Here is a 7220-nt window from a genome sequence, read left to right on the forward strand (position 1 = left end):
CCGGCCGCCGCGCCCGCAACACCGGGCGCCGCAGCGGCCATCGCCGGGCCCAATACGGGTCTGGGCGCCATCATCGGTCGTGATGCGGCGCTGGCGGCGTCACCGCGCGTGCGCATCGACACGCCGCGGCTGAAGGGCTCGATCAACCTGACCGGCGCGCGCTTCGACGACCTGGTGCTGCCCGATTATCGCCAGACCATCGACAAGGCTTCGCCGCCGGTGCGCCTGTTCTCGCCGAGCCGCACCGCCGACGCGCAGTTCGCCGAATTCGGCTGGGTCGGGTCGCTGGCTCCGCCGGCCACCGCGCAATGGACCACCGATCGCCCAGTGCTGACCGCCGAAGCGCCGGTGACGCTGAGCTGGACCTCGCCGCAGGGCCTGGTGTTCCGCCAGAAGATCAGCGTGGACCGCGATTATCTGTTCACCGTCGAACAGAGCGTGGAAAACCCCGGCGCTGTGCCGGTCGTGGTGCAGAGCTTTGGCCTGGTGTCACGGCGCGGCGAGGCCCCGAAGGCCGAAACCAATGTCCATGTTGGCCCGGTCGGCGTGCTTGATGACACGCTGAAGGACAGCGATCTCGATTTTGCCAAGCTGAAGGACGATGGGCCGAAGCGCTACACCTCCACCGGCGGCTGGCTGGGCCTGACCGAGAAATATTGGCTGGCCGCCAGCGTGCCCGACCAGAAGGCGAAGATCGCCGCCACCTTCCAATATGCTGCCGGCCAGTATCAGGCCGACTGGCTGGCCGGTGCCGTGACGGTGCCGGCCGGTGGCCGCGTGGCCGCCACGGCCCGGCTGTTTGCCGGCGCCAAGGAGGTGACGCTACTTGATCGCTACACGGAAGCCGGCATTCCGCGGCTCGACAAGGCGGTGAGCTGGGGTTGGTTCGAGGTGATCGCCAAGCCGATCTTCTATCTCCTCGATTTCCTGTTCAGGTTCACCACCAACTTCGGCGTCGCCATCATCGGCCTGACGCTGATCGTGCGCGCCGCCATGTTCCCGATTGCCAACAAGCAATATGAATCGATGGCCAAGATGCGCCTGATCGGCCCGCGCATGAAGGCGATCCAGGAAAAATATGGCGATGACAAGCTGCGCGCCCAGCAGGAGATCATGGCGATCTACAAGACCGAGAAGGTCAACCCGCTGGCCGGCTGCCTGCCGATCCTGTTGCAGATTCCGATCTTCTATGCGCTCTACAAGACGCTGCTGGTCTCCATCGAAATGCGCCATCAGCCGTTCGTGCTGTGGTTGCACGACCTGTCGGCCCCGGATCCGCTCACCCCGCTCAACCTGTTTGGCCTGATCGCCTGGCAGCCGCCGGCCTTCATCGCGTTGGGTGTGCTGCCGATCCTGCTCGGCGTCACCATGTGGCTGCAGCAGAAACTGTCGCCGGCCCAGATGGACCCGGTGCAGCAGCAGGTGTTCAGCCTGATGCCGTGGCTGTTCATGTTCTTCATGGCGCCGTTCGCGGCCGGGCTGCAGCTCTATTGGTGCATCAACAACCTGGTTTCGATCACCCAGCAGCTCTACATGAACCGCAAATATCCGGCGCCGGCGACGCCGCCATCGGCCGCGGTGATCGATGTGAAGCCGGTGCCGCCGAAACCGGCTGGCGGGCCCAAGCCCGGTGCGCCAAAGCCATCTGCAGGACGGCGCCGCAAGTGAGTGATGACGAGGCAAAAGCCGAACTGATCGAGGCGGCGCGCAAGCGTTTCGCTGGCCCGGTGAATTTCCTGCTGTCGGCGCCGGAACTGAAGTTTCTGCCTCCGGCCGACGTGCCGGAAATCGCCTTTGCCGGCCGCTCCAATGTTGGCAAGTCGTCGCTCTTGAATGCCATCACCGGCCGCAATGGCCTGGCGCGCACGTCGGTCACGCCGGGGCGCACGCAGGAGCTGAACGTGTTCGACGTTGGCGAGCCGACGGCCTTCCGCCTGATCGACATGCCCGGCTATGGCTTTGCCGATGCGCCAAAGGATATGGTGCGGCAGTGGAAGCATCTGGTCTATGATTATCTGCGCGGCCGCCCGGTGCTGCGCCGCGTGCTGGTGCTGATCGATTGCCGCCACGGCATCAAGCCGGTGGACCGCGAGATCATGAGCCTGATGGACAAGGCCGCCGTGAGTTTCCAAGTGGTGCTGACCAAGGGCGACAAGATCAAGCCGACCGAACTGGCCAAGGTGTACGAGGCGACGCAGGCTGCGGCCCGCATCCACCCGGCCGCCTACCCCGAGGTGATTGCCACCAGTTCGGAGAAGGGCGTGGGCATAGCCGAACTGCGCGCCGCCGTGCTGGCGGCTGCCACGGGCCAATGATGACGACCGAGACCATGACCGACCTGACCATCACCCTGAATGGCGAACCGCGCCGCGTGGCGCCGGGCAGCAGCATCGCTGATCTGCTTGCCAGCCTCGATCTGCCGGCCGCCAAGGTGGCGGTGGAGCGCAACCTCGCCATCGTGCCGCGCTCGACCTTTGCCGAGGTGCAACTGGCCGAGGGTGACGCGCTGGAGATCGTGCATTTCGTCGGTGGTGGGCAGGATGACGACGCCAAAGAGGCCGATTCTTGGGAAGTCGCCGGCCGCCGCTTCACCTCGCGGCTGATCGTCGGCACCGGCAAGTACAAGGATTATGCCCAGAACGCCGCCGCCGTCGAAGCCAGCGGCGCAGAGATTGTGACCGTGGCCGTGCGGCGGGTGAACGTCACCGATCGCAGCCAGCCGATGCTGACCGATTTCCTCGATCCCAAACGCTACACCTATCTGCCCAACACCGCCGGCTGCTTCACCGCCGAGGATGCCATCCGCACACTGCGCCTGGCGCGCGAGGCGGGCGGCTGGAACCTGGTCAAGCTCGAGGTGCTCGGCGAAGCCCGCACCCTCTATCCCGACATGGCCGAGACCCAGCGCGCCACCGAAATCCTCGTGAAGGAGGGCTTCGACGTGATGGTTTATTGCGCCGATGATCCGATCGCCGCGAAGAAGCTGGAAGATCTGGGCGCCGCTGCCATCATGCCGCTGGGCAGCCTGATCGGTTCGGGCCTGGGCATCCAGAACCCGGTGACACTGCGCCTGATCATCGAGAACGCCAAAGTGCCCGTCCTGGTCGATGCCGGTGTGGGCACCGCGTCCGATGCCGCGGTGGCCATGGAATTGGGCTGCGATGGCGTGCTGATGAACACCGCCATCGCCGAGGCGAAAGACCCGATCCTGATGGCCCGCGCCATGAAACTGGCGGTTGAAGCCGGCCGTCTCGCCTACCGCGCCGGCCGCATGGGCAAGCGCCGCTATGCTGATCCGTCGAGTCCGCTGGCCGGCCTCATCTGACGCGCTCTACGCAATCGGCCGCGTCTCGCCGCGCACCTGAACCGGGGCGCCAGCCTCGTCAGTCAACATCACTTCAAGCGTCGACGGGCTGCCCATGTCATCGCCCTGCAAGAGGGTGATGTGGCCCCTGTGCGGCCAGCCCATGTCGCGCAGCATGCCGGCCAGCGCGGCGGCGGCGGCGCCCGTGGCCGGGTCTTCCAGCACACCGCCAGAGGCGAAGGCGTTGCGGACATCAAAGCGCTGATCATCCGTGCGATGAATGAACATCACCGTCACCAGCCCGTGCGCCTGCATGAAGCGCCGTCCGGCGTCGAGATCGTAGGACAGTCGTGACAGGGCAGCACGGCTGCGCAGCGGTATGACCAGGTGTTGGGAGCCGGCATTGGCCAGCCGCGGCGCAATTTGCGCGTCCAGATCGGCAGCAGCGTAACCGAACAAGGCCAGCGCCTCGGCCAGCAGGGCATCGTCAACTGGCGTGCTGCGGGTTGGCCGCGATTCCAGTGTGCAGGACCAGCCTGCCGGCGACGGCTCGGCGGTGACCGCAATCGCCCCGTCGTTGATCATCAGGGCATAGCGGCCCGCGCCATGCGCAGCGCCCAGGGCCGCGCCCAGGGCGATGGTGGCGTGGCCGCAGAAGGGCACTTCCATCTGCGGCGCGAAGTAGCGCACCCGCCAGTTGCCGTCGGCCATGGGCGCGGCAAAGGCGGTTTCGGAATAGCCGACCTCGGCCGCGATGCGCTGCATCTCGTCGGGCGCGGGCAAGTGGTCAGCCAGCACGACGCCGGCGGGATTGCCGCCGCTGCCTCTGCGGCTGAAGGCGGCGATGCGTTGCACGTTCATGTTCCTGTCTCCAATGATGCCCATAGCATAGCGGGAGAATTTGCATTTGTACCGGCGTAACGTTAGGCTATTCGTGTTAACTACATCGATATGAAAGACAGATCGCCAATATGAGCTTCGTTCGGAAAGTCACCCTTGATGGCCCGAATCGCACCATCCTGGGCGCGCTGATGGCCGATGCGCGGACCAGTCTGCGCACGCTGGCTGACAAGGTCGGCCTTTCGGCACCTGCCGTGCGCGAGCGCATCCGCCAGATGGAAGAGGCGGGCGTGATCCAGGGTTATGCGGCCGACGTGTCCTGGGCGGCGCTGGGCTATGGTCTGCAGGCGATCGTCCGCATCGAGCCGTTGCCGGGCAAGTTGCGCGAGGTTGAACGCACGCTGCAGGACATGCCGCAGATCGTGCAATGCGATGGCGTGACCGGCGACGATTGCTTCATCGCCCGCGTGGTGCTGCGCGATGTCGCCGATCTCGATGTCGTGCTCGATCCGCTGCACGTGCTTGCCCGCACCAGCACGGCAGTGATCAAGAAGGCGACGATACCGCTGCGGGCACCGCCCTATCCAGACTCCTAACCCGGGTTGCGGGCAACGCCGGGCACGCCGGCGATCTCCACCCAATGCTGCTTGCTGTCAGTCCAGAACTGCATCCGCGGCGTGAACTGGCTGGTGTCATCAAGCGTGCCAGCCTTGATGAACACGAGATCAGGCGCGGCCGAGACGCGGCTGAACAATGGAGATCCGCAATTGGGGCAGAACTGGCGCAGCACTGCGCCGCCGGATTCGCCCTGGTCCTGATAGGTCTTCACCTCGCCGGTGACCGCCACCGCCGCGGCCGGCACGCCCATGATCATCGACCAGCCACTGCCCGCCTGGCGCTGACAGTTCTTGCAGTGGCAGACGGCCTGCATCACCGGCTCGGCTGCGACGGCGTAGCGTACCGCGCCGCACAGGCAGCCGCCTTCGATCCTGGCCATGCTGATCATCTCGTCAAATCAAAGATACGCCCGCAGCACCCCGATCACATCCGCATAGAGCTCGCGCTTGAATGGGGCGGCCAGTTCGACCAGTGTTTCCACCGGGCTCCAGCGCCAATGGCGGAATTCAGGATGTTCCGTCGCGATGTTCACATCCGCGTCCGTCCCGTGGAAGCGCAGGGCGTACCATTTCTGGCGCTGGCCGGCATAACGCCCCTTCCAGATGCGGCCGATCAGATCGTCGGGCAGATCATAATAATGCCACTCAGGCGTCTCGCCGAGCAGGCTGGTCAGTGCCGGATCGACGCCGGTTTCCTCCCACAGTTCGCGCAGCGCCGTCTCATACGGGTCTTCGCCGGGGTCAATCCCGCCCTGCGGCATTTGCCAGGCCTCCACCATCTGATCGAGGCGCTGGCCGGTGAAGACCAGGCCATCGCCATTGACCAGCATCACCCCCACGCAGGGGCGATAGGGCAGGCCGGAGGGGTGTTCGCGCGGGATGGCCGACGGGGGTGTCATGCCCCGGCCAGAAGCAGTTTCAGGTCCGCGATGCAACCCAGAAGGTCGTCGTGGGCAGAGGGGATGCCCTGGCGCAACGTGAAGCTGCCGTGGATCTGGCCGGCGGCCTCGCGATAGACCACGCGCACGCCGCTTTCGATCAGGCGCGCGGCATAGGCCCGGCCCTGGTCGCGCAGCGGATCGAGGCCGCAAGTGAAGACCATCGCCGGCGGCAGGCCAGCCAGCGATTCCGCGTGCAGCGGGCTGGCACGCGGGTCGAGCTTCTTGTCTTCGGCGCCGCGCATATAGTGGCCGATGAACCAGTCCATCGATTCCGCCGTGAGCAGATAGCCGTCGGCAAATTCCACCATCGAGCCTTCGGCGGCCGTCATGTCGGTGACGGGGTAGATCAGCCATTGCGCCACGATCGGCACAGCGGTGTGCAGCGCCTGGGTCACGGCGGCGGCGAGATGGCCGCCGGCGCTGTCGCCAGCCGGGATGATGCCGGTGACGGCGCCGCCCAGTTCGGCCGGCGAACCGGCAATCCAGCGGGTGGCGGCTAGGCAATCATCATTGGCGGCGGGGAAGGTGGCTTCCGGGGCCATGCGATAATCGACCGAGACGACCCGCATGCCCAACTGGCGGGCGATTTCGGCACACAGCGGATCATGGGTGTCCAGATCGCCGATAACCCAGCCGCCGCCGTGATAATAGGCGACCACGCGGCCGTCGCTGCAGCCGGCGGGCGTGTAGAGCCGGCCCTTGATGCCGCCGGGCAACGCCAGTTCGGTCACGCCGATGTCGCCGCGCGGACGTTCCATCATCTGGGTGAGACCGCTCATCATGGCCCGGCCCTCGGCGGCGCTCATCTCGCTCAGCTTCGGCCCGGGCTGGGCGGCCATCATGGCGAGGATGTTGGCGACATCAGGACGGACGAACGGCATGGCAGGCACTCCGGCAGGTTGGCTTGGCAGGCAGTTTACTATTTTTCCCACCCCCGGCCCCTCCCGCAAGCGGGAGGGGAGAAGTTCAGCCCTTCACCCAGGCTGTGACCTCACCGGCCAGCCGATTGGCCGCCCGATTCAAGGCAGCAGCCACCGCCGCCGGTTGCTGGCTGGAGACCTTTTCCTCGGCCACGAAGCTGCGCAGCGCCACGGTGCCACCGCCGCGCGGGCCGGCCAACTGCGCGTCATAGCGCACGCGCACCACTGCATTGCCGCGCACATCCAGGCCGAATTCGCGCAGATGGCCGGTCAATTGCCGCGCCGGGGTCACGCTGCCACCCCGGCTGTCGAGCACGGCGACGCCGGCGCCGGCCAACGTATCGGCCAGCAGGCGCTGGAACTGGCGGTTGGGCTGTTCCGACCAGCTGGCACCGGCCAGATATTGCAGCGTCGCCGCGCTCACCTGCACCGGCAGGCGCAGCGTCTGCAGTTCGGCCGGCACGTCAGGAATGGCCACGGCCAGCGTCTGCGCCAGCGCGGTTGGCCCCTGCCATTCCGGCGGCGGCGCATCGGCGCGCAGCACCAGCAGGGCATCGGGTGGCGGCGCATTGCCGCCCACCTGCACCAGCGGGCCGCA

Annotated in this window: 9 protein-coding genes; 4 read left to right on the forward strand and 5 right to left on the reverse strand. The window is 66.5% G+C overall.

Features of this window, described 5'->3' with window-relative positions; genetic code table 11:
• From yidC to thiS, 3 genes are all read left to right on the forward strand, one after another.
• Window positions 1-1668, forward strand: a 1668-nt coding sequence (gene yidC / locus GJ693_RS12325) for a membrane protein insertase YidC (RefSeq protein ID WP_156256592.1), incomplete at its 5' end; no start/stop codon positions are given.
• Window positions 1665-2315 carry a ribosome biogenesis GTP-binding protein YihA/YsxC gene (yihA, locus tag GJ693_RS12330; RefSeq protein ID WP_156256593.1) on the forward strand — a complete coding sequence of 217 codons (651 nt, stop codon included), beginning with the start codon at window positions 1665-1667 and terminating at the stop codon, window positions 2313-2315. The genes yidC and yihA, both read left to right, overlap by 4 nt.
• Entirely contained in the window at window positions 2315-3325 is a 1011-nt protein-coding gene (thiS, locus tag GJ693_RS12335; RefSeq protein WP_328598837.1) for a sulfur carrier protein ThiS, read from the forward strand. Before yihA ends, thiS begins: the two co-directional genes overlap by 1 nt.
• A gap of 6 nt (window positions 3326-3331) precedes the next feature.
• On the opposite strand, the gene GJ693_RS12340 is transcribed toward thiS, so the two are convergent.
• Window positions 3332-4165 (reverse strand): PhzF family phenazine biosynthesis protein, encoded by an 834-nt coding sequence (locus tag GJ693_RS12340; RefSeq protein ID WP_156256594.1) that lies wholly within the window; start codon window positions 4163-4165, stop codon window positions 3332-3334.
• 110 nt (window positions 4166-4275) lie between these two features.
• Between GJ693_RS12340 and GJ693_RS12345 the strand changes: the two genes are divergently transcribed.
• The gene (locus tag GJ693_RS12345; protein WP_156256595.1) at window positions 4276-4740 is read left to right on the forward strand and encodes an Lrp/AsnC family transcriptional regulator; all 465 of its coding nucleotides are present in this window, start codon (window positions 4276-4278) and stop codon (window positions 4738-4740) included.
• Here the strand turns inward: GJ693_RS12345 and GJ693_RS12350 are convergent.
• The 4 genes from GJ693_RS12350 to GJ693_RS12365 form a co-directional block, all read right to left on the reverse strand.
• Window positions 4737-5141, reverse strand: a complete 405-nt coding sequence (locus GJ693_RS12350; RefSeq protein WP_235902862.1) for a GFA family protein — start codon at window positions 5139-5141, stop codon at window positions 4737-4739. The two genes, GJ693_RS12345 and GJ693_RS12350, sit on opposite strands and share 4 nt — an antisense overlap.
• A gap of 18 nt (window positions 5142-5159) precedes the next feature.
• Window positions 5160-5660, reverse strand: coding sequence for an RNA pyrophosphohydrolase (locus GJ693_RS12355; RefSeq protein ID WP_156256597.1), 501 nt, complete (start codon window positions 5658-5660; stop codon window positions 5160-5162).
• Window positions 5657-6583, reverse strand: coding sequence for an alpha/beta hydrolase (locus GJ693_RS12360; protein WP_156256598.1), 927 nt, complete (start codon window positions 6581-6583; stop codon window positions 5657-5659). Before GJ693_RS12360 ends, GJ693_RS12355 begins: the two co-directional genes overlap by 4 nt.
• Window positions 6584-6668: 85 nt before the next feature.
• A partial coding sequence (locus tag GJ693_RS12365) for an ABC-type transport auxiliary lipoprotein family protein (protein ID WP_156256599.1) occupies window positions 6669-7220 on the reverse strand: 552 nt, incomplete at its 5' end.

Source organism: Sandarakinorhabdus oryzae, assembly GCF_009733735.1.
GTDB lineage: Bacteria > Pseudomonadota > Alphaproteobacteria > Sphingomonadales > Sphingomonadaceae > Sandarakinorhabdus > Sandarakinorhabdus oryzae.